General features: G+C 45.7%; 18 protein-coding genes. 7 read left to right on the top strand and 11 right to left on the bottom strand.

Annotation, left to right across the window (positions count from 1 at the left end):
- Positions 1-113: 113 nt before the first annotated feature.
- The gene (locus ACWYVB_RS03610) at positions 114-1,499 is read left to right on the top strand and encodes an MATE family efflux transporter (RefSeq protein ID WP_457528015.1); all 1,386 of its coding nucleotides are present in this window, start codon (positions 114-116) and stop codon (positions 1,497-1,499) included.
- 86 nt (positions 1,500-1,585) lie between these two features.
- Here the strand turns inward: ACWYVB_RS03610 and nrdG are convergent, their stop codons facing one another.
- Together nrdG and nrdD are read right to left on the bottom strand one after the other, a co-directional pair.
- Positions 1,586-2,056 carry an anaerobic ribonucleoside-triphosphate reductase-activating protein gene (nrdG, locus tag ACWYVB_RS03605; RefSeq protein WP_005394529.1) on the bottom strand — a complete coding sequence of 157 codons (471 nt, stop codon included), beginning with the start codon at positions 2,054-2,056 and terminating at the stop codon, positions 1,586-1,588.
- A gap of 84 nt (positions 2,057-2,140) precedes the next feature.
- Complete coding sequence (gene nrdD / locus ACWYVB_RS03600; RefSeq protein ID WP_104973697.1) at positions 2,141-4,261, bottom strand: anaerobic ribonucleoside-triphosphate reductase; 2,121 nt, start codon at positions 4,259-4,261, stop codon at positions 2,141-2,143.
- Positions 4,262-4,570: 309 nt separating this feature from the next.
- Here nrdD and ACWYVB_RS03595 point away from each other — a divergent pair, with 309 nt between their 5' ends.
- Entirely contained in the window at positions 4,571-5,437 is an 867-nt protein-coding gene (locus ACWYVB_RS03595; RefSeq protein ID WP_085343788.1) for an endonuclease/exonuclease/phosphatase family protein, read from the top strand.
- Positions 5,438-5,528: 91 nt separating this feature from the next.
- On the opposite strand, the gene ACWYVB_RS03590 is transcribed toward ACWYVB_RS03595, so the two are convergent.
- From ACWYVB_RS03590 to ACWYVB_RS03570, 5 genes are read right to left on the bottom strand one after another with little or no spacing between them, the layout of a single operon-like run.
- Positions 5,529-6,584 (bottom strand): efflux RND transporter periplasmic adaptor subunit, encoded by a 1,056-nt coding sequence (locus ACWYVB_RS03590; RefSeq protein WP_457528009.1) that lies wholly within the window; start codon positions 6,582-6,584, stop codon positions 5,529-5,531.
- Positions 6,581-9,889 carry an efflux RND transporter permease subunit gene (locus ACWYVB_RS03585; RefSeq protein WP_457528008.1) on the bottom strand — a complete coding sequence of 1,103 codons (3,309 nt, stop codon included), beginning with the start codon at positions 9,887-9,889 and terminating at the stop codon, positions 6,581-6,583. The genes ACWYVB_RS03590 and ACWYVB_RS03585 overlap by 4 nt, the downstream gene beginning before the upstream one ends.
- 28 nt (positions 9,890-9,917) lie before the next feature.
- The gene (locus tag ACWYVB_RS03580; protein ID WP_258618338.1) at positions 9,918-10,376 is read right to left on the bottom strand and encodes a YeeE/YedE family protein; all 459 of its coding nucleotides are present in this window, start codon (positions 10,374-10,376) and stop codon (positions 9,918-9,920) included.
- 10 nt (positions 10,377-10,386) lie between these two features.
- Positions 10,387-10,806 (bottom strand): YeeE/YedE family protein, encoded by a 420-nt coding sequence (locus ACWYVB_RS03575; RefSeq protein ID WP_048625069.1) that lies wholly within the window; start codon positions 10,804-10,806, stop codon positions 10,387-10,389.
- 28 nt (positions 10,807-10,834) lie between these two features.
- A complete protein-coding gene (locus ACWYVB_RS03570) occupies positions 10,835-11,143 on the bottom strand; it encodes an ArsR/SmtB family transcription factor (RefSeq protein WP_012842251.1) in 309 nt (102 codons plus the stop codon).
- A 178-nt stretch (positions 11,144-11,321) separates the two neighbouring features.
- On the opposite strand from ACWYVB_RS03570, the gene ACWYVB_RS03565 reads away from it, so the two are divergent.
- Positions 11,322-11,507 carry a YgaP family membrane protein gene (locus ACWYVB_RS03565; RefSeq protein ID WP_012842250.1) on the top strand — a complete coding sequence of 62 codons (186 nt, stop codon included), beginning with the start codon at positions 11,322-11,324 and terminating at the stop codon, positions 11,505-11,507.
- 71 nt (positions 11,508-11,578) lie between these two features.
- Positions 11,579-13,282 (top strand): FAD-dependent oxidoreductase, encoded by a 1,704-nt coding sequence (locus tag ACWYVB_RS03560; protein ID WP_048625070.1) that lies wholly within the window; start codon positions 11,579-11,581, stop codon positions 13,280-13,282.
- Between the two features lie 76 nt (positions 13,283-13,358).
- On the opposite strand, the gene ACWYVB_RS03555 is transcribed toward ACWYVB_RS03560, so the two are convergent.
- The 4 genes from ACWYVB_RS03555 to ACWYVB_RS03540 form a co-directional block, all read right to left on the bottom strand.
- Positions 13,359-14,054, bottom strand: a complete 696-nt coding sequence (locus tag ACWYVB_RS03555) for an aspartate/glutamate racemase family protein (protein ID WP_012842248.1) — start codon at positions 14,052-14,054, stop codon at positions 13,359-13,361.
- Between the two features lie 144 nt (positions 14,055-14,198).
- On the bottom strand, positions 14,199-14,999 hold the full coding sequence (locus ACWYVB_RS03550; protein ID WP_140210444.1) for a PhzF family phenazine biosynthesis protein: 801 nt from the start codon (positions 14,997-14,999) through the stop codon (positions 14,199-14,201).
- A gap of 141 nt (positions 15,000-15,140) precedes the next feature.
- Positions 15,141-15,617 carry a DM13 domain-containing protein gene (locus ACWYVB_RS03545; RefSeq protein WP_457528004.1) on the bottom strand — a complete coding sequence of 159 codons (477 nt, stop codon included), beginning with the start codon at positions 15,615-15,617 and terminating at the stop codon, positions 15,141-15,143.
- Positions 15,618-15,914: 297 nt separating this feature from the next.
- The gene (locus tag ACWYVB_RS03540; protein WP_457528002.1) at positions 15,915-18,239 is read right to left on the bottom strand and encodes an FdhF/YdeP family oxidoreductase; all 2,325 of its coding nucleotides are present in this window, start codon (positions 18,237-18,239) and stop codon (positions 15,915-15,917) included.
- A 666-nt stretch (positions 18,240-18,905) separates the two neighbouring features.
- On the opposite strand from ACWYVB_RS03540, the gene ACWYVB_RS03535 reads away from it, so the two are divergent.
- From ACWYVB_RS03535 to uhpT, 3 genes are all read left to right on the top strand, one after another.
- On the top strand, positions 18,906-19,790 hold the full coding sequence (locus ACWYVB_RS03535; RefSeq protein WP_046875405.1) for a LysR family transcriptional regulator: 885 nt from the start codon (positions 18,906-18,908) through the stop codon (positions 19,788-19,790).
- A gap of 53 nt (positions 19,791-19,843) precedes the next feature.
- Positions 19,844-20,674, top strand: a complete 831-nt coding sequence (fdhD, locus tag ACWYVB_RS03530) for a formate dehydrogenase accessory sulfurtransferase FdhD (protein WP_457528000.1) — start codon at positions 19,844-19,846, stop codon at positions 20,672-20,674.
- Positions 20,675-21,080: 406 nt separating this feature from the next.
- The gene (uhpT, locus tag ACWYVB_RS03525) at positions 21,081-22,475 is read left to right on the top strand and encodes a hexose-6-phosphate:phosphate antiporter (RefSeq protein ID WP_021707729.1); all 1,395 of its coding nucleotides are present in this window, start codon (positions 21,081-21,083) and stop codon (positions 22,473-22,475) included.
- Positions 22,476-22,505 lie beyond the last annotated feature (30 nt).

The raw sequence follows: 22,505 nt of genomic DNA, 5'->3' as shown, positions 1-22,505 counted from the left end.
TGGCTCACATATACACTAGTGGAGAGTTTTACAAAGGTTTTGGATGCCTTTGAAAAATACACCGCCAAATCATAGGGATAAACTACTCGCATTAATCTTTAAGGAGAAATGCGATGCTCTTAACACGCGAATACATCGATAAAGCATTTTGGCAAAAGCTGATTGCGATTGGCCTTCCTGTTTCACTTCAATCCATGCTTTTTGCGTTACTCGGCGTCGTGGATATTTTCATGGTGAGCCAACTCGGCGAATCCGCAACGGCTGCAGTCGGTGTCGGAAATCGCATTTTTTTCTTTAACCTTGCAGTCATTTTCGGTCTTTGCGGTGCAGTAACGGTGCTGGCTTCTCAATATTACGGCTCAGGGAACCTGGCAGGAATCCGCAGAACATTGGCGCAATCTTGGTTTATTTCCATTTTAGTGACGCTGCCGTTTATTGTTCTTTATGCGATTTTTGATAAAGAGATCGTCTCTTTCATGTCAGACGATCCTGAATACGTCACTTATGCACGTGATTATCTTGTGGTTACGGGCTTTAGTCTTATTGCAACGGCGATAGTGGTACCTATTGAAGCGGTATTGCGCTCCGTAGGCCAAACCAAACTGGCAACCAACGTCAGTGTCTCGGCTATTGTCGTGAATGTCGTGCTTAATTATGTTTTGATTTTCGGTTTATTCGGCTTCCCTCAATGGGGCGTATTTGGTGCAGCCGTTGGCAGCTTTGTTTCTCGATTTTTCCAAACGGCAGTGTTGATTTACTTTTTCTGCAAACGCTACGCATACCTTATTCCGACCAAGTTCGATTGGGCGCAAGGCCGTTTAAAGCAGTATCGTCAAAAATACTTTAAGGTTTCTCTACCCATGCTGGTCCACGATGCGCTCTGGACTGGTGGACTGATCGTTTACAGCATCATCTATGGTCAATTGGGCGTTTCAGAACTTGCGATCATCTCATTCTTATCGCCAATTGAAGGTGTACTGATTTCAACCTTTATGGGGTTTGCGGTCGCAGCATCCGTTCTTCTTGGTAATGATATTGGCGCAAAACATTATGACCGGGTCGAGAAAACGGCATGGTGGTATGTGTTAACCAGCGCAATCTTAGCCACCTTACTGTTTTTCCTAGTGTGGTTGAGCTCGCCTTTAATTCATCATCTATTGGTACTAAGCCCATTAACCGATGCAGAAATGGCACTTAACGTATGCTTAGTCATGGCGCTGGGTATGATTTTGAGAGTGTTTAACATGGTAGGGATTGGCGGCGTACTAAAGAGCGGCGCAGATATTCGCTACAGTATTTTCATTGATACGTTTGGTCAGTGGGCTATTGGTATTCCCCTTACCTATTACACTGGTATGGTACTCGAGTTGCCTTTGCATTTTGTCTTGATGTCTTTGCTAGCTGAAGAATTTGTGAAAGGCGTACTGACGACTTATCGTATCCAATCTAAACGTTGGATAAACAATATGGTCGAAGATGATCAAACGGTGACAGCGTAACTGGAAATACACTAACGAACTCACACAAAAAAAGGGCTCACACGTTATGCACGTGTGAGCCCTTTTTATGTTTGGAGAATGCTTGATTAAATATCCGTAAAGCGATGAATGATTTGGTTTGAACTGCCACGCCATTCGAGATTGAGATCTTTCTTGTCTTGTTCAAACTTACCATCAATCAAAACGTCGATGTATTGCACCACTTCTCTTTGCGCGTCATCCAGTTCAGCCAGCGTGTAGCCTGTCCAAACCCAGATGTCTTTACCGGGACACTCTTCTCTCACCCTTTTCACGATCTTTAAAATATGAGGCACATTAGCAGGATGAAGCGGATCTCCGCCCGACAACGACAAACCGCGACGTTTGATGCGCGTGTCATTCAAGTCATTGATGATTTTGTCTTCCGCTTCTTGCGTGAACAACACACCCGAATCCAAGCGTTGCGTCGACTGGTTATAACAGCCACGGCACTGATGTACACAGCCCGACACAAACAATGTGCAGCGCGTACCCGGTCCGTTAACAACGTCAATTGGATAATATTGGTGGTAGTTCATAATGCGTCTCTTTGTTATCGCGAAAAAGAAAATCAACCTAAAGCAGGTTGATTTTCAAAGTGTTGAATCGAGTGGTAATTAACCTTATAGGTGTTTCACTCGACGTTTAACTTCTTCTTGTTTGCCGAAGTTAAACGGACGTGCGTCTGGGCTGCCCAAGTAGCCACATACGCGACGTGTCACCGATACTTTGGTTGAATCGTGGTTGCCACAACTCGGGCAAGTAAAGCCTTTGCTTGTACATTCAAACTCGCCGGTGTAACCACATTCGTAACACTCATCAATCGGAGTGTTGGTTCCGTAGTAAGGAACGCGGGTGTAACTGTAGTCCCACACGTTTTCTAGCGCTTCTACGTTACGTTGCATGTTCGGGAATTCACCGTAACAGATGAAGCCACCGCTTGAGATTTCTGGGTAAGGCATCTCGAAGTCGATCTTGTCGTAAGGGTTAACCTTCTTCTCAACATCCAAGTGGAAGCTGTTGGTGTAGTAACCTTTGTCTGTTACGCCTTCAATCAAACCAAACTCTTTGGTGTCGATGCGGCAGAAACGACTACATAGGTTTTCACTTGGTGTTGCGTACAAGCTAAAGCCATAGCCAGTTTCGTCAGCCCATTGATTCACCGCATCTTTTAGATGTTTGATGATCGCGACCGCTTTTTCACGCAATACGGCATCATCGTAAACGTGCGCTTCAGTACCAAACAACGCGTTGATAGTTTCATGCACGCCAATGTAGCCTAGAGAAATTGATGCACGGCCGTTTTTGAAGATTTCTGCAATCGAATCGTCTGCTTTCAAGCGCACACCACATGCACCTTCCATATATAGAATTGGTGCAACGCGCGCTTTTACGTTCTCTAGACGAGAAATACGTGTTTCTAGTGCTTTACGAGCAAGACGTAGACGATCATCAAGCAGTTCATAGAACTTCGCTTCGCTGCCTTTTGCGCGAAGCGCGATACGTGGCAAGTTCAAGCTAACTACACCAAGGTTGTTACGACCTTCATGGATAAGTTCGCCATTCTCTTCGTAAGTACCTAGGAAGCTACGACAACCCATCGGTGTTTTGAATGAACCCGTTACTTCCACGACTTTGTCGTAGTTAAGAATGTCTGGGTACATACGTTTTGAAGCACACTCAAGTGCAAGCTTCTTAATGTCGTAGTTTGGATCTTCTGATTTGTGGTTTAAGCCATCTTTGATGCCGAATACAAGTTTAGGGAATACCGCTGTTTTACGGTTCTTACCTAGACCTGCAATACGGTTTTTCAAAATCGATTGCTGAATAAGACGAGACGCCCAGCTTGTACCAAGACCAAAACCAAACGTTACGAATGGGGTTTGCCCGTTCGCCGTGTGTAGTGTGTTTACTTCGTATTCAAGAGATTGGAATGCGTCGTAACACTCTTTCTCTGTGCGCGCTTTAGCAAACTCTTCTGGCTCAGCAATGTTCCACTCTTTCGCGATTTCTAAATGCTTTTCATAGCTCGTGATGACGTAAGGTTCTAGCACTTCGTCAATACGGTTGATGGTCGTACCGCCATAAATATGGCTAGCTACTTGCGCAATAATTTGCGCTGTTACTGCGGTCGCAGTTGAAATCGATTTAGGCGTATCGATTTCTGCATTACCCATCTTGAAGCCGTGCGTTAGCATGCCTTTCAAATCGATAAGCATACAGTTAAACATTGGGAAGAATGGCGCGTAATCCAGATCGTGGTAGTGAATGTCACCCACTTCGTGTGCTTGAACCACATCACGAGGCAGGATGTGCGTTTTCGCGTAGTGCTTCGCCACGATACCCGCTAAAAGGTCACGCTGAGTTGGGATAACTTTGCCGTCTTTGTTCGCGTTTTCGTTGATCAAATCAAGGTTACTTTCTTCAATCAAGCCTTCGATTTCACGAGTTAGTGCACTTTGCTTTTCACGCGCGATGTCGCGGTCATGGCGATATTCAATGTAAGAACGTGCTAGGGCTTTGTAAGGACCTTGCATGAGCTCATTCTCGACTAAGTCTTGAATCTCATGGATGTGAACTTCATCGTGATCTTTTAGCTGTAACTCGACAGCAAGAGCGACATTAAGAGCATAAATGGCGACATCTTTATCTTTGTTTTCCGCTGCCGCTTCAACTGCTGCTTGGATACGATCCCTGTTGAACGGAGCTCTTGAGCCGTCACGCTTGATTACGATTGGTTTCACTTTCTTCTCCTTACCCCAGCATACTCACAGAGTTATCCACAAACACACTATATGGGGTTATTTTTTATTCTGCTAACACAATATATTGTGGCGTATTTAACGAAAAGCACCACTTGAAAACATTGATTTTGATCAATAAAGATCGGCTAGCGGACAAGAACAAATCGATCTTATTGGTACTGATCTCAGTTGAGAAGAAAACCATGAAAATTGCAAAATTGGTACGAAATCTACTTGCTTTTTTTAGAGCGCTTATAGGATAAAGGTTGGAAAGGAATACGCTAAAATCCAGGAGTGAAACAAGCCAATATGCGATCACTATTTGTTACTGCCTTATTAATTTTTAGTTCAACGTCACTTGCTCAAAACTCCATCAACTTAACCAGTTGGAATATAGAATGGCTGTCTATAAATGGAGGTAAGGTTTCTAGAACCAGTGACGATTTCGTCAAACTCAATCAATATGTGGATAAAACTCAAGCCGACATCATCGCCTTTCAAGAGGTCGACTCCAAAGCCGCCGTTCAAAAAGCCGTAGGCGATGGCTACGCGATTTACCTCTCTGATCGAGCTCAATCAAACAATAAGCACCTTCAGTTTTCTGATACCAACCAGTACACCGGTTTTGCTGTGCGCAAAGACATTGAAGTGTCTGATCCAGCAGACTTCTCAATCACGCGTGGTAATAGCAAGTTGCGCTTTGCCAGCTACATCGTCGTTAACCAAAACCAAAAGGACGAGCTTCACCTGCTCTCTGTGCATTTAAAAGCAGGATGCAGCGGAGCATATAAAAACAACCGCAATTGCCAAACACTGAGCCAACAAGGAGAAGCACTTGCGAAATGGATGAGCGAGAGAGAAAAGAAAAAGCAGCAGTACGCCGTAATGGGCGATTTCAATCACAACTTGTCGTATCAACGTGATTGGCTGTGGGCGATCATGACGCTTGGTAACGATGCACAATTGGTAACGCGAGATACCAAAGCCGATTGCAAGGTTCGCTCAAATAAGACCCCAAGAAAAACACACCAATTCCGCTCTTTGATTGATCACATTATTGTTAGCCCGCAAATAAAAGCGAAAAACGCGCATCAAACTCTGTTCAGCTCACAAGATGTTTTGGATTACAAACTGAGTGACCATTGTCCTGTAAACACAACGGTAACGCTTAACTGAACGAACAAAGTAGCCCAGCATCATGCTGGGCTACTTTATGTTGTTACCTGTTAGATAGACGTTTGATTGGTTAACGAGAGAAACCGTTCTATCAAAGCGATCTTGGATTCAGCATTACGACGTCACCCTGCTTTAACCCCGTTCGCACTCTCCCCAACTCTCCAAGCTGAATAAGCCGAGTTTCTACCTCACCGCTGTCTTGCACCACTTTTACGTAGTCCAATTGGCCAACTTGGTAAACCGCCTCTTTTGGCACGCGAAGTACAACATCGTCGGTCAAGGTCAACGCGACTTTGGCGTATGTACCTGGATAGATAGCCGTTGGCGGCTCAAATTGAAGCTTTACGGTATAACTGCGCGAGTTGGCATCTGCCGACGGCGTCACTTCTTTTACAGCCGCTTGCGCATTGAGGTTGTAAGACGGGAAAACAACGTCCACTTCTTTATCGTAAGTCACATAAGGCATGACAGACTCAGCAAAGTTCACCTCTATTTCCAACGAGTTTGGATTGTACATTGATAAAAGCAAAGCCCCCGGCGTCGCGGTATCACCTTTGTTGATGGGCTTTTGCGTGATCAAGCCATCAAACGGTGCAGTAATGATGCTGTAGCCAAAGGTCGTTTCCGCCTCAGAGACCGCCGCTTGCGCTTTATTGAAGTTGGCTTGTGCGGTTTGCAACGCACTTTCCGCTTGGTCAAATTGCGATTGAGGGATCAGCTTTTTGTTTAAAAGCGCTCTGACACGAGAAAACTCCTTTCTCGCCGCATTGAGCTGCGCTTGTGCAGAGGATAAAGCCTGCTCACTTTGACGAACTCGCGCGTCGAGATCATCGCTTTCTAGCCGCGCCAACACGTCTCCTTGCTTCACTCTATCGCCAACCTTCACCAATACCTCCATCACCGATGCCGTTAACCGTGCCGCGATATCGGCGTGCTGCTCTGCAACGACGACGCCCGGAAACTCTCGAACAACCGATTCGCTGGTTAACATCAGTTGATGTGTCTCTGCGTTATTTACATCAATCTGGTTGGTTTTCGCGTCATGTTCGGTCGGCAACTTTTCTGTAAAAAAACCAGCCATATAGAGAAAAAGAAGCGCGAGTATGGCAAACAGAATCACGCCTAACCATTTGGTATCTAATTTCATTGCTCTTCCTCCATCTGAGGTAATCCATGTCCTTTGGTGTTTTGGTATGCAAGGTTATAAACCACCGGAACCACAAGCAGCGTAAAGATGGTCGAGGCGGTAATACCGAATATGATTGCCCAAGCCAAACCGTTAAAAATTGGGTCTAGCGTAATCACGACGTTACCCAGTAACGTTGTACCCGCGGTCAGCAATATTGGCCGCATACGAACAACACCAGATTCAATCAACGCATCATGTAAACTACGACCTTCAGCCAGCGATTGCTGAACAAATTCAATCAAAACGAGTGAGTTACGCACCACAATCCCTGCTAGCGCAATCATGCCGATCATCGCGGTCGCCGTGAACAGCGCTGGGTTCGGGTAATTACCGATGTCACTGCTTAACACATTCAAAATCCAGAACCCCGGCATAATCCCAATCACGGTCAGGGGTATCGCCAGCATGATGATGCCCGATACCGCAGGTAAACCAGTTTGAATCAACATCACCACAAATACGCCAAGCAGCGCAGCGCCATAAGCAATGCCTAAATCGCGGAATACGTCCACTGTGATTTTCCATTCCCCCTCACCACTCCAAACCACTTCGATGTTGTCTGGCACGCTCCAAGTGACACCAGCGCCATTGCTCAAGTACGTGCGATCTTGCCAGTGACGATGCACATCTTCCGCGTGAGTTGTATCTTGGTCAACCATCACATCGGCAATCACTTCACCCGGAACACGCCCAACTACCTCGGCGTAGACATACACAACAGGCTTGAGGTTTTTATGGAAAATCGGTTTGTCCGCTGCGCGTTGCACAAAATGACCGACTTCAGACAACTGCACGATAGGCTGAGGAGCATCCACAACCGCCCCATTGGATTCTACTTTTGCAATGCCCGGACGGCCTCGCACATAAAGTTGCTCTAGTTGATTAAGGTTATCTCTGTCTTCGCGTCGGAGCTGCACTTCGATAGGTAGTGGAGCCACTTCTCTTGGATCGGCGATATAACCGAGCACTTTGGCGTTCGCGGCGGTAATAAGCGTGTTATTGATATCAGCAACAGAAACACCAGACAGCGCCGCTTTTTCTTGATCAACGATGAATTGCCACGTTTCTAAATCACCTTGGATGCTGGTATCCACCTCAGAAACCAACTGTTCTTTGCGAAGCCTATCCGCGACTTTCTCTGCTTGGCTCATCAGATCTTCATAAGATGTCGCTTCATCACCGTAAACTTCTGCCGTAATGGTGGCGATAACAGGCGGGCCTGGCGGCACTTCGACTAGCTGCACGTCAGCGTCAAACTTATCTGCAATCTGCTCTAAATCCGCCCTGAGTCGTGTCACCAGTTCGTGTGATTGCATTGCGCGGCGATTCTTCTCTGCAAGAACGACTCGAAGCTCGCCTTGGTATGGTTCGCTACGCATAAAGTAGTGGCGCACCATGCCGTTGAAATCCATTGGGGAAGCGGTGCCTGCAAAGCCCGACACACTTGTCACTTCCGGCACCGTCATTAAATAGTCCGTAAAGCTCGACAGCGCGTTGGAGGTATCCACAAAGCTTGAAGACTCTGGCATGTTTAATACCAATTGGAACTCATTTTTATTGTCATAAGGCAGCAACTTGAGTGGAACTAAGCGAAGTGCTGGCAACAATGCTGCCAAGACGAACAACAAGGCAACCAAACCAAGGAAAAGCCATGCTTTCTTGCGGCTTTCAAGTAGCGGAATCAACACACCACGATACAAACGATACATCGGCGAAGATTGGATGTCATAGTGGCCATTTTCCTCAGCACCTTTGAGTAGCTTCTTGGCAAGCCAAGGCGTGATCATAAACGCGACAACGGTACTAAAGATAACGCTGATCGGAACGTTGAACGCCAGTGGCGCCATGTAAGGCCCCATCATCCCAGTGATAAAAAACATCGGCGTAAACACGATCACGATTGCGACCGTCGACATTAACAAGGCGCTACGAATTTCTGCCATGGCGAGAACAATCGCGTTGGTTCGTGTTAGATTTTTGCGTTTGAGGTAGCGTTCAATATTGTCGATACTGGCGATCGGATCGTCCACGATCAAACCTAGCGCCAAAATCAATGCAAAGAGTGTGACTCGGTTGATGGAATAGCCAAATGCCAAGTCCATCCCGAGCGCGGCACCATAGCTAATCGGAATCGCGATACCAACCACCAATGCGCTTCGCCAGTTCAAGAACAAACCGACAAACACCACGACCGTTAGAATAGAGATGCCAAGGCTTGATACCAAGTTGTTTACTTTCGCATTCGCCGTTTCGCCATAGTCGCGAATGACTTCAACTTGAACTTGTGGAGGAAACTGCTCGGATTGAAGCTCCGCCAGTTTATACCGAACAGACTGAGCCACGTTAACCGCGTTCGAGCCTTTTTGTTTAGCGACAGAAATGAACACCGCTGGGTATGCTTCATCGTAGTTTTTATCGCGATACCAAGTATCGGATGTTGCCTCACCTTCACCGTCGTAAATACGCGCGACATCTTTCAAATAAACGGGTTTACCATTGAGCACCGCGATAACAAGATCGCCAACCTCTTCGGCGTTAGTCAGAAACCGTCCCGACTCCAATGTGTAATTTTGCCCGTTTACGCGAACGTTCTTGCCTTGGGTTTTGCTATTACTAAGCTGAATGGCCTGTTCGAGGTCATCGATGGTTACTTTGAAGTTTGCCATCGCAACGGAATCAAGCTCTATCTGGATTTTTCTCGGCTCACCGCCAATCACTTCCACCTTGTTGGTGGCATCCAATGATTTAATGCCTAACGTGGCTTGGTCTGCAATACGTCTCAGTTGATGGCGATCGAGAATGTCTGGAGCGGTGGAGTAAATTGCAGCAACAACAATGGGTACATCGTCGATTTCAACAGGCTTCACAAGCCAGTTAGTGACAGAAGGAGGAACTTTGTCTTGGTTGGAGTAGAGTTTGTTGTAAAGCTTAACCAGAGCATCTTCGCGGTTTTCGCCGACATAGAAACGGACGATGACTTGCGCAGCACCTTCCATTGACGAAGAATAAACGTATTCCACACCGTCAATTTGGCTAACAAGCTTTTCTAATGGTTCAGTGATTTGATTTTCGACTTGAGAAGCGCTTAGTCCGGGAGCCGAAACCAATACATCTGCCATTGGCACAACGATTTGCGGGTCTTCCTCTTTCGGGGTCAACCACAAGGCCGCGGCACCGACCACAAGCGCGAGTATGATCATGATCGGAGGGAAAAAGCTGTTCATCACAGACTGAACAAAACTTCGCTTTAGTTTGTCGGGCATCCTTTCCCCTCCATATCAGATTGATTGTTTACGCGTTCGCGGTTTTCACCTTCTTCGCGTTACGGTGAGTAATGAGCGCCTTCGCGAACAGAGATCCAAGTAACATCGCAAGGAAGAACACCACAATGCTCACGTTGCCTAATGCCAGACTCGCAACCGCAGGGCCAGGGCAAATACCTGCCAACCCCCAACCTAAACCAAAGATCGCCGCACCAGATAACAAACGTCCGTCGATGTTCTTATTGGTTGGTGTGCAAAACGCTTCACCGCTAACTGACTGTTTTCTCGGCTTGATGATTAAAAAATAGCTTGGCATGAATACCGCGAGTGCGCCGCCCATCACAAAAGCCAAACTTGGATCCCAACTGCCAGAAATATCTAAAAATCCAATGACTTTAGCTGGGTCGATCATGCCAGACACCGCCATGCCCATACCGAATAACACACCGCTCAAAAGAGCAGAAAAACGAAAAATAGTCTTGTTCATGGAATCTCTCTTAAACTAGGTGAAGTCGAACGAATACCGTTAGACCAGCGACAGCCATAAATACACAGGTCGCCACAATAGAGCGCTTAGACAAACGGCCCATGCCACAAATGCCGTGTCCGCTAGTACATCCGTTACCCAGTCTGGTCCCGATTCCTACCAATAAACCAGCGGCAATCACCATCCCTAAAGAAAGGTTCGCGGTACTAGGAACCGCAACGCCCAACATTAGGACGCTAATCAAGCCACCAGCTATCATTCCAACCGCAAAAAGCAATCGCCACGAATAATCGCCTTTTTTCGGTGACATAATGCCATTCATAATTCCACTGATTCCGGCAATTTTCCCGTTAACCAACAACAATATAGTGGCGGAGATTCCTAACAAAAGGCCACCAAACAACGATTCCCATGGAATAACGTTTAACATTATTTACCTCTAAAATCTTAGCTACGAATTAGTTACAGAAAACGCTATGAAGCGCCTTGATTAATGACTCAACTCTCGGTTCTGACAACGAATAAAACACTTGCTGTGATGCCTTACGAGCCTTGATCAATTTGTGTTTGCGAAGCACCGTCAAGTGCTGTGAAAAGGCGGATTGGCTAAGGAACGAGTTCTTTTGTAGCTCCCCAACACCAACCTCACCTTGAGTCAGTTGGCACAACACCATTAGCCTTTCCGGATGTGCCATTACTTTTAGGAGATCAGCAGCTTCATTGGCATTGCCTTTCATTGCTGCTACATCCATATCTGTATAGCTCATGACTCACCTCTATATTAAAAACTAAATTAGATATTACTAAAGCAATATATTTAGTCAACACTAAATTAGCAATGATGAATTTAGATAAATTAACATTAGACATTTCTAATTTAGATAATTATAGTGATGAATATCAAAGGATGGCGTTCTCAGTTTGAGAGTACGAAGGAGAAGAGTTATGACGTTAGAAAATGCAGTACGAATTTTTGCAGGCACGATGGTATTGATCTCGGTCATACTAACCGTGTTCGTTCACAGTAACTTCATTTGGTTCACCGTGTTTATCGGCGTTAATCTTATTCAAAGTGCTTACACGGGAATCTGCCCTGCTGCTTATTTTTTAAAGAAATTTGGTTTTAGATAATCTAGAGCGTAGTGACCTTTCACACTGGCTATTCGTGAAAGGTCAGTTCGCCCTAAAACTTGGAGTTAAAAATGACTAAGATCTTAATCGTCGGTGGTGTTGCAGGTGGTGCATCTGCGGCGGCGCGTGCTCGTCGTCTAAGCGAAGATGCCGAAATCATCATGTTTGAACGTGGCCCATTCGTTTCATTTGCCAACTGTGGCTTGCCTTATCACATCGGCGGCGATATCCAAGAACGCAGTAAGTTACTACTACAAACGCCAGAAAGCTTTTTAGCACGCTTTAACGTTGATGTTCGCGTGATGAATGAAGTGGTTTCTATTAACCGACAGGACAAGACCGTTACGATCAAAAACCTGTTGGATGAGTCTGAATACGTAGAATCGTACGATTTTCTACTGCTTAGCCCAGGTGCCGGCCCTATTGTTCCGCCAATTCCAGGTCTCGATAACCCGCTCACCCACTCGCTACGTAACATTCCAGATATGGATCGCATCATCGAAACGATCCAAATGAACAAGCCAGAGCATGCGACGGTTGTTGGCGGCGGTTTCATCGGTTTAGAAATGATGGAAGCCTTCCACCAACTTGGCATTAAAACCTCTCTGATCGAAATGGCAGACCAAGTCATGACGCCAGTAGACCGTGAAATGGCAGGCTTTGCTCATGCAGAAATTCGTGACAAAGGTGTAGACCTCAAACTTGGCGTCGCGCTTGAATCTGTGAAATTCGTACCTAACGAGCACGTTGCAAGTTTCGACTCTGGTGAGAGTGAGAAACACCAACACCTAGAAGGTGAATTAGAGTTAACACTGAACAACGGTGAAAAACTCACTACCGATATTCTGATCATGGCAATCGGTGTACGTCCTGAGACAAAACTGGCGCAAGAAGCTGGCCTTCAAATTGGTGCGCTAGGTGGTATTTACACGAACGAATACATGCAAACCAGCGATCCATCTATCTACGCTGTCGGCGACGCGATAGAAGAGAAAGACTTCGTGACTGGCGAGCAAACTCTAGTGCCACTTGCAGGCCCGGCAAACCGTCAAGGTCGTATGGCTGCCGATAACATGCTAGGTCGCAAAGAAACTTACCAAGGTACACAAGGGACAGCGATTTGTAAGATCTTTGACCTTGCAGTGGCTTCTACCGGTAAAAACGAGAAACAATTGAAACGCGCTGGCGTTGAATACGAAAAAGTGTACGTGCATACCGCAAGCCACGCGAGCTACTACCCTGGTGCAGAAGTGGTGTCGTTCAAAATGTTGTTCGATCCAAAATCAGGCAAGATTTTAGGTGCTCAAGCAGTTGGTAAAGACGGTATCGACAAACGTATTGACGTTATGGCTGTTGCACAACGTGCTGGCATGACGGTTGAACAACTACAGCATCTTGAACTGACTTACGCGCCACCTTACGGCAGTGCAAAAGATGTGATCAACCAAGCGGCGTTTGTGGCAAATAACATCATCAAAGGTGACGCAGCGGCGATTCATTACGATGAAATCGACAACCTGACTGAAGATCAAATTCTCCTCGACGTCCGTAACCCGGGTGAATTGGAGTCTGTTGGTTATCTTGAAGGGGCAATCAACATTCCGGTTGATCAACTGCGCCATCGTATGGGTGAACTACCAAAAGACAAAGAGATTGTGATTTACTGTCAAGTAGGCTTACGCGGTAACGTGGCATACCGTCAACTGGTCAACAATGGTTACAAAGCTCGTAACTTGATTGGTGGATACAGAACACTCAAATTCTCGCGCTTATAACGGGATAATAAAAACAGAGAAAACCGAGGGATTGGTTTTCTCTTTTGTTTATTTACATGGACTCAAATCTAACTCATTAACCTTCTATCGCCAAACGGACTGCTGCTTGAGCATGGATAGAAGTGGTATCAAGTAGCGTAACATCGGTGTGACTTTGGTTTACAAGTAAGGCAATTTCAGTGCACCCGAGAATCACAGCTTCAGCTCCCTGCTCTTTTAGTTTTTCAATAATTTGCAGGTATATCGTTCTCGATTCCTCTTTGATTTCACCTTGGCATAACTCTTTATAAATAATGTTATGCACTATAGAGCGATCATCTTGAGCAGGAGTTATGACATCCAGCCCATAGAGGTCGGAAAGCCGTCCTTTGTAAAAGTCTTGCTCCATTGTGAATTGAGTACCAAGGAGTCCGACCTTTTGAACCCCTTTCTCACGAAGTAACTCAGCAGTCGCGTCTGCGATATGTAGTATGGGGATATTAATGCTGGCTTCAATTTGAGGAGCAACTTTGTGCATTGTGTTCGTACAAATAAGAATAAAATCAGCGCCCCCTTTTTCTATTGAAGATGCAGCATCAGATAGAATACTTGCCGTTTCTTCCCATTTACCTTGGTGTTGAAGTTTCTCTATCTCTGAAAAATTCACGCTATACATACAAATTTTTGCGGAATTTAGGCCGCCTAACGCCTCTTTGACTCCTTCGTTGATCAATTTGTAATAACTAAGCGTCGACTCCCAACTCATGCCGCCTAGAAGACCGATAGTTTTCATATAACTCTCCAATCGTTATACACCACCATGGCAGGGGTGTTTTTACAAACAAAATCAACCACGTGAATAGACAGCCTTCTAGCTTTGTCACTAGTGAGAACTGGATAAACCTGCAATCAGAAAAACGAGAACCAAAAAGGACGACTACGCAATTCTCATATCTCCTCGCAACATTGTTACCGCACTTCCAGAAATCTTAACGTATTCCGGACTCAATAATTCTGTATAAACAACTCCACTTCTCTTGGATGCTTGGAAGCCTTTTAATTGCGCTTTACCGAGCTCTTTAGCCCAGTAAACACATAAAGCGCAATGAGCAGAACCTGTCACTGGATCCTCATCAACACCAACCCAAGGGGCAAAGTAACGAGAGACAAAATCAGCGTCAGTGCTTGATTGAGCAGTGATAACAACTCCACGACCTTTTTGTTTAAGTAACGTACTAAAATCAGGTTCGAGTTGCTCTATCAAAGACTCATCATTGATGACGATCAACTGCTTATTATTAAACTGACCATAAGCGATTACATCAACCACATCGAGCCCTAAGCCGTGAAGCAAGTCTGTGTTAATACTTGCTCGCATATCTAAAATAGGAGCAGGAAACACCAAATGAATGTCGTCATGATCAAGTTGTGCAGTTAAAACGCCGGATAGCGTAGCAAACTCAATGGTATCACCTGTACTATATAACCCTTGCTCTCTCAGCACGTGCGCCGTGGCCAATGTGCCATGTCCACACAAAGCGACTTCCGTTTCAGGTGTAAACCAACGAAGTTGCATTGTGTTTAATGACAGAAACGCGGTTTCAGATAGTGACATCTCTGCCGCTATGGCCAACATCATTTCCTCATCAAGGCTTGATTCTGTGATACACACACCTGCAGGATTGCCTTTGAACACATCTGATGTAAACGAGTCGACCTGAAAAATTTTAACTTCCACAAAATATCCTTAAGTTCTATCAACCACTGTAGAACCATTAGCAGCGCTTAGTGCATTTGTACCACGTAATGTATTGCACCAGTTATTTGAGCAGTAAACCTTTATTAACTAAGAAGAAACCACTTTTTCTTCTGATGGGATTTATTGGTATTTTGCCGAAGTAATGAACTCACCGAATGTTTCACACCAAACAACAACAGCATTGTATTCAGAAATGGAAATCCCTTGAGGAACCTCAACAACGAAGTTATTGAATGTTTTGACATCACCAACCAAGCTCATCTCAGATTTAAGGTCATTAAACGCTTGTTCAGTCTCGACAAATTTAGGAGATAAATAGAGTTTATAGTCAGGCCCGGGAGCGAGTTTTCCTACCAGCGTAATAGCTTGGGAACTCAAATGAATTTCACCTTCTCCCCAATGAAAAGCGTTGCTATCTTTGAGGTCCCTCGTGACAACTGCACTGTATTCTGCACCTTGCATGCGCTCAGAAACTTGCTCATCGGTCGGCGCAGGCGGTGCAATAAGAATCGGTAAAGTATAGATACCTATCGCAATACCAATCGCAACAGCCACTAAGTGGCTTAACGTTAATTTAATTATATTTTTCAAGGTCATCTATCTTCTTGTTAGTTTCATCAGCTTAGATTTCGGATCAAATACAGACATCCATCAGGTTATACGTCTAATAGCCTAATTTCATTAATATTATACACAAGCTGGACCAATGCGCCTTAATTGCTGCCTTTTAGAGTGCTATCCAATAACCCCGTTATTAACGAAAATAACTATTTTAATTCAGCTCCCTACACGCCTTCGACGAAATGATCTAAATGCAAAGTGAGCAATTAAAAACGGCTGATAATTGATATCAGCCGTTTGCTTATCGGGAATGTCGTTGTGCTGGTTTGGGAACTATTCTGCTTCCACCAAAGCGATCTTATCGGATGTCGATTTTTCCAATTTGATCGCAATAAACTTAGAGGTTGGCGTAAACGTTCTATCCCCATAACTATCTAAAGGAACCAATGGGTTCGTTTCTGGATAGTAAGCCGCCGCCTGACCTGCTGGTACGTCATAGGCAACAAGCGTAAATCCGCTCACGCGACGCTCTACGCCACCTTCCCATAATGACACCATGTCCACTTTGTCGCCCGGTTCAAATCCGAGTTTACGAATATCCGCTTCATTGATGAACAGCACTTCGCGCATGCCAAATACACCACGATAACGGTCATTCAAGCCGTAAAGTGTCGTATTGTATTGGTCGTGTGAGCGCATGGTTTGCAAGATCAAATCTGGCTTTTGGCCTTTTTCGAGTATCGCTTCGCTGATCAACTGCTTCGGCAACTCGCTAGAGCTGAACTGTGCTTTGCCGCTTGGTGTATTCCATCGACGCTCGGCTGCTGGGTTTACCAAGTGGAATCCACCCGGGTGTTTAAGCTTATGGTTAAAGTCGGTAAAGCCCGGAATGGTATCGGCAATCAAATCGCGAATACGGTCGTAATCTTCAATTGCCCACAGCCAATCCATTGGTTTTGCCCCAAGTGTAGCATTGGCAATACCGGCAATAATCGCTGGTTCTGAACGCAAATGCTCCGAACGCGGTTTTAGCTGACCAAATGAGATATGCACCATGCTGAAGGTATCTTCAACCGTCACGCCTTGTGGGCCAGTCGCTTGCTGATCAATCTCAGTACGACCTAAGCATGGAAGAATAAGCGCATCCTTACCTGTAACAAGGTGAGAACGATTTAACTTCGTCGAAATGTGTACGGTTAAATTGCAGTTTCGCATCGCGTTGTGCGTACGTTCTGTGTCTGGCGTTGCTTGTGCAAAGTTACCGCCCAAACCGATAAATACTTTCGCTTGCCCTTCTTCCATCGCTTTAATGGCTTGCACAGTGTTGTGGCCTTCACCACGTGGGACGGCAAAGTTAAATCGACTTTCAATTCGATCCAACAACAGATCTGAAGGTTTTTCATCAATGCCCATCGTACGGTCGCCCTGAACGTTACTGTGACCACGCACTGGTGAAAGACCCGCGCCCGGCTTACCAACGTTACCTCGTAACATTTGCACGTTTGCGACTTCTTTAATGGTTGGCACAGAGTGACGATGCTGAGTCAACCCCATTGCCCAACACATGATCACACGTTCTGCACGTCGATACATGCTCGCCACCATCTCGATCTCACTTAAATCAAGACCCGATTGTTCCGCGATGTGTTCCCAAGAGGTTGCGTCCACTTCAGCCAAATACTCATCAATACCAATCGTGTGTTGCTTGATGAATTCACGGTCAAATACCGCTTTGCCACCGTTTTGCAAAGCCTCGCGTTCCCATTGCAACAAGAATTTCGCGATGCCACGAAATACTGCCATGTCTCCGCCCAAAGCAGGACGCAGGTACGCCGTGTTTGTAGGCTCTGAGCCATTACTCAACATCTCAATCGGCATTTGTGGGTTTTGGAAACGCTCTAATCCGCGCTCTTTCAGCGGGTTTAGACAGATAACCTGCGCACCACGTTTTACCGCTTCGCGCAGAGGTTCAAGCATTCGTGGGTGGTTCGTGCCCGGGTTTTGACCAATCACGAAAATCGCATCAGCTTCTTCAAAATCATCAAAGATCACCGTGCCTTTACCAACGCCAATGGTGTCTTTCATCCCGATTGCACTGGCTTCGTGGCACATGTTGGAACAATCTGGGAAGTTGTTGGTACCGAATGCGCGCACAAATAGCTGATACAAAAACGCCGCTTCGTTGCTTGCACGGCCAGAGGTATAAAACTCCGCTTGGTGCGGTGAATCCAATTGATTGAGATGTTTCGCGACAAGAGCAAAAGCCTCATCCCAAGAGACAGGCACATAGTGGTCGGACTCGGCATCGTATCGCATTGGGTGCGTGATACGGCCTTGGTATTCCAACCAGTAATCGGTTTGCGTTGAGAGAGATGAAACGCTGTGATTGGCAAAAAACTCAGGATCAACCAAACGATTGGTCGCTTCCCAGTTTACTGCTTTCGCGCCATTCTCACAGAAATTGACTTTACCACTATCTGGCGACTCACCCCATGCACATCCCGGGCAGTCGAAACCGCCATTTTGGTTGGTTTTGAGCATAGTGCGAATGTTTTTAACTGCATTTTCACTGCCCCACCAACTTCTGGTTACGGCTTTCAGTGCACCCCAACCACCAGCTGGACCTTTGTATGTTTTTATTTGTTCTTTTTGGCTCACGACTTTACTCCTCGCAGATATACCAGCAAGCAGGGTGCCCGTGAAAACAAGCGCGTTATTTATTGAGATAATGCGGAAGTATTGAAGGGCTTAGTTTCTAATCCATGTATTTTTTAATCCAAATAAGTAACCACTCAACATACTCTCGCTTGTCCGAGCGTTTACTTATCTAGATTCTTGATATCGGATACCCGCCTACTGTTTCTAAGACTGTTAGATTCAATTTGCATTGTTGCGTCTTGATCTAAATCAAAGATTAAGTCGATATTCAATATGCGTCCAATTGATAATCCTGACCGAGTGATAAACAAAATCTATGACGAATTTTTCCACTGACGGTCATCACATTTTTAATCAATACAGTTTATGAGGTTAATCGTTTTCCCATTCGATTCCACCTATTTCGCTTAACGAACTCAATAAAATCGCCACTCTTGATAATAGATAATATCTATCACACTATAGATACTTTAAATTTGACCCTAATTAATATCAGGAATAGCCTTGATTCAGATCAATTTTGAGTGTGGTTTTATTCTTGACTTGGTTTTGGTTTTTCATTCCCCAGTTAAAACGCTCCAGCGCTTAAAAAGTACGGTAGTGCTGTGCCCTTTTTAGGGAGTTCCCCCGTACATGTGACTCACAACGCAAGGTTAACAAGCCATTATGGATATCAAACAACTTAAATATCTCATCGCACTTGAACAGACCAAACACTTTGGTCAAGCCGCCGCATTGTGCCACATTACGCAGCCTACTTTGTCCATGAGAATCCGAAGCTTAGAGGAAGAACTCGACCTCGAATTAATCCAGAGAAGTCAACGATTTGAAGGATTTACTGAAGCCGGAGAGCGCATTTTAGCTTGGGCAAAAACCGTCTTAGCCGCTCATGATGGATTGCAAGCCGAAGCCGCCAACTGCCGTGGTCAGTTGGTCGGTTCACTTCGGCTTGGAATGGTGCCACTCGCCAGCCAAAACCCGATGCAATTGCTCAAACCATTAGCTCAACAGTTCCCTGAGTTACGCTTTCAAATACTCTCCATGACGACCGAACAGATCATAGACCAACTCAATCGCAATCAGCTTGATTTGGGGATGTGTTATGTCGATCAAGTCAACACCGCTTACTTCGATGTTATCGAGCTAGATTCGACCAAACTTGGCGTTTTATTCGATGAGCGTCATTTTGATTTTGCCGAATCTGAAGTGTTGTGGGAGTCACTCAATAACATTCCGCTAGGGCTGCTTTCGAAGGGCATGCACTATCGCCACTCGATTGATCTTAGCTTTGTGAGTAAAGGGCTAGTTCCACAAACCGTCATTGAAAGTAACTCCACCTTTCACTTGATCCAAGCAGTAACCAGTGGCCTTTGTTGCGCCATTATGCCGCTGAATTGTGGATTGGAAGAGTTGAACGATACGCTTCGCATTATTCCTATCGAAGAAGCCGCCGTTCACGCCCCGCTAGGTTTGTTAAAGCGAAAACAAGAACCCTTCTCCGCGCTAACCGATCAGTGTTTCGCAGAAGCAAAAAGCATATTCAATCGATAACAACAATCCACACGTCAATTTTTGGCATACACAACGGCTTATGAGGTGATTTCATGAGATGTACTACTCAATCTTATTTTGAACTGTCCGATTTCAATCAAGCACCACCTCAACCAAGTGCATTCAATTACCGAGAATTGATTGATGGCCGCCCAGTGCAACAAATGTCGTTGGCGAGCGAGTCCGCTTTAGCTATCAGCTACAACGGCATTAGCCAAGCGGTCATGATGGTGACGCCAGGCCATCTGGAAGACTTCGTGAAAGGGTTTAGCTTAAGCACAGGCATCGTCCACGACTTCAAAGAGATCAAAGACATTGAAATTGGTGGCGATCACGAATCTCACTATGCGGAAGTGGAAATCAGCAACCGCGCTTTCTGGGCGTTAAAAACACAACGCCGAAATCTTGCTGGCACAACCGGATGCGGCATTTGTGGCGTCGAGGCTCTTGAACAAGCTTTGCCTGATTTGGCGCCGCTAACACCGTCTCTTCCTCCGCGCTCCGATGTATTCGAAGGGCTGCGAGACAAAGTCGCACAGTATCAAGAAGCCGCACGTGAATCTGGCGCGTTACACGCCGCTTTATTTGCAGATTTACAAGGCAACATCAAGTTGTGCCGAGAGGACATCGGCCGTCACAACGCGCTAGATAAGTTGATTGGCGCATTGGCCAACAATCACATCGAACCTCAAAGTGGCTTCGCAATAATGACAAGCCGTTGCAGCTTAGAGTTGATCCACAAAGCCGTTCGCGCGCGCATCCCCACACTGGTTTGCTTATCTGCACCTACAGCGTTAACCGTCGAATGGGCAAGAAGAAACCATTTGAACCTAATTCACTTGCCAAAATACGGCTCGCCGCGTCTATACAGCCCTGCGCCTTAACACGTCAACTTAGCAGAATTCCTAATATTTCTAACAGAGACCTCTGGGTCTCTGTTGCTTGCTTCTCGTTCCCAATTGATACTTGGCGACAAGACACTATTCTATCCAACCAAACGTGCTCCCCCCTTGTCAGCACTAAGCTTGCGTATATTAACCTGCTTGCATTTGAACGCTTTCCAATCCGATAAGAACCCTGTCAAAAACCCATAAGTTAGTAAGGATTTTGTGTGACTCTTTTCACGCTTTTCCGCCTTCCTAGGCATTTCTAGGAATTTTTCCTAGCCGATCTAGGCAACCATCTCATGTGCCTCACAAAACCACTCTCTAGAATTCCGCTCAGTCAAAGGTAACAAGGGCGCATAACGGTCTCCGTTGTGTTTCTAAAACAATTACAAGAGAGTTCATCATGTTAAAATTCCTCGAACAGGTGCGGAAGCCGACCCTCGATCTTCCTGTCGAAGTTAGAAGAAAGATGTGGTTTAAACCGTTCATCCAATCTTACTTGGTCGTATTCATCGGCTACCTAACCATGTACTTGATTCGTAAGAACTTCAATGTCGCGCAAAACGACATGATCTCAACTTACGGTTTGAGCATGACAGACCTAGGTCTTATTGGCCTTGGCTTCTCCATCACATACGGCATCGGTAAAACCGTTGTGTCTTACTACGCTGACGGTAAGAACACCAAGCAATTCCTCCCTTTTATGCTGATCCTTTCTGGTCTTGCAATGCTTGGTTTCAGCTTCAGCATGGGCGGCGGTAGTGCAAGCCTGTTCTTGATGGTGGCTTTCTACGCTCTAAGTGGTTTCTTCCAAAGTACTGGTGGCCCTTCTAGTTACTCAACCATTACAAAATGGACACCTCGTAACAAACGCGGCTCTTACCTAGGTTTGTGGAACATGTCACACAACGTTGGTGGTGCGGGCGCAGCGGGTGTTGCTCTTTTCGGTGCTAACTACCTATTCGACGGCCACGTAATCGGCATGTTCGTTTTCCCTTCTATCATCGCGATCATCGTCGGCTTTATCGGTATGCGCTTTGGTAGCGACTCTCCAGAAGCTTACGGTCTAGGTAAAGTAGAAGAACTTTTCGATGAAGCAGTGAGTGAAGAAGACACCGCCGCTGAAGAAAACCAGATGACCAAAAAAGAAATCTTTGTTGAATACGTTCTTAAAAACAAAGTTATCTGGCTACTTTGCTTTGCCAACATCTTCCTTTACATCGTTCGTATCGGTATCGACCAATGGTCAACGGTATACGCGTACCAAGAGCTTGGTCTGTCAAAAGAAACGGCAATCTCTGGCTTTACTCTATTCGAAGTCGGTGCGCTTGTGGGTACTTTGATGTGGGGTTACTTATCTGACTTAGCAAACGGTCGCCGCGCATTGGTTGCTTGTGTGTCTCTTGGTTTGATCATCGTATCGCTTGAGTTCTACCAACACGCCACTAGCGAGTTCATGTACTTAGCCTCTCTATTTGTATTGGGCTTCTTGGTGTTTGGTCCGCAGCTTCTTATCGGTGTTGCCGCGGTTGGTTTTGTCCCTAAAAAAGCAATCAGTGTGGCTGACGGCGTAAAAGGTACATTCGCTTACCTAATCGGTGACAGCTTTGCAAAACTAGGCTTGGGTATGATTGCCGACGGTACACCTATCTTCGGCTTAACAGGTTGGAAAGGTACCTTCGCAGCCCTAGATACCTCCGCCATGATTTGTATTGTTTTGCTTGCTTTCGTCGCTATCGCGGAAGAGAAGAAGATTCGACACGCGAAGAAGCTTCAACTTGCACAAAACCAAGCCTAACTTCTCTGCGCGCTTTACTTCGGTAAAGCG

The organism is Vibrio sp. JZG10, assembly GCF_054064075.1.
This window is presented reverse-complemented; position numbering and strand designations above follow the sequence as displayed.